The sequence below is a fragment of the Dielma fastidiosa genome, assembly GCF_000313565.1.
In the GTDB taxonomy this organism is placed as follows: domain Bacteria; phylum Bacillota_I; class Bacilli_A; order Erysipelotrichales; family Erysipelotrichaceae; genus Dielma; species Dielma fastidiosa.
In genome coordinates this window covers 1-1000 of sequence record NZ_CAEN01000087.1, presented here as the reverse complement: position 1 = coordinate 1000, position 1000 = coordinate 1, and the positions used below count along the sequence as shown (strand labels likewise).

The 1000-nt window shown below is 52.0% G+C and carries 1 protein-coding gene; it reads right to left on the bottom strand.

Annotated elements, in window-relative coordinates:
- Positions 1-1000, bottom strand: a 1000-nt coding sequence (locus DAHG_RS21290; RefSeq protein ID WP_034456119.1) for a hypothetical protein, incomplete at both ends; no start/stop codon positions are given.

Sequence of the window (1000 nt, the reverse complement as noted above, 5' to 3'; positions counted from 1 at the left end):
TGCCGCTGACGGTCTCCTCATGATCGACATACACCTTTGCCCGGCTGTCGCTCAACTGGAATTCTGCCCTTACCTGACTCAGATCCGTTCCCTTCGCGAACGTGAACTTCAATTCATTCTGCTCGTTCGGTTCCGCCTCTGTGCCATTCAGGATGACTTTCTCTATCTTCGCACTGCCGCTCGCCTGGCTGACGATCAATGTGTATTCTTTGCTCTTCTCATCATTTTTGATCGTCACTTCTAAGGCTTTCTCTTCACCGAAGACTCTGCTGCCGCCATTGCTGATCGTCGTTTCTTCGATCATCAGCTCTCCCGGCTCACTGCTCGTATATTCAACTTTCAGTGCTTCACTCAGATCTCTTCCGTATGGCAGGATGACTTCGATGATCCGGCCTTCGATCTTACACTCGATGCCGCCGATCTTCATTCCCGTCAATGTCAGTTCACTTTCCGGTTCCGTCTCTTCAAACATCAAGGTGTAGGTATAGCTTCTTCCATTTCCATCAGTTATGGTCAGTGTCTGCGTTCCGTTTTCGAATTGGATCGTCGTTTCATAGCTGACGCCCTGCGGATCGAGTGCTGACGTTTCCGCTGTCACGGTGAATCCCGCTGACAGATCGGCTTGGCCTTTCAATGCACTGAAGCGGATCGTATCCTGCTGCGCATCGATGATGCCGCTGTATTGTTTTCCATTTTGGCTCAGTGTCATCGTCTGCACGGCCGGTCCGATATCGACGAGGATCTGATAGGTCACACTGACACCGTTCTTGCCGATCACCGTCATCGTCTGTCCGTTTCGATAATCGTTTTCACTCTCGCCGCTGACCTGCACTCCCTGCGGACCGATCAGTTCCAGCGCATCGCTCATCGTGAATTCTGCGATCAGCCGGCTTCGGTCTTCATGCTTGTCCAGTTTGACGATGACCTTCTTCGCCGCTTCATCGATCTCTCCCTCTACGCCGTTCAATTTGAACGTCTTCAGGGCTCCGTTGACGGATGG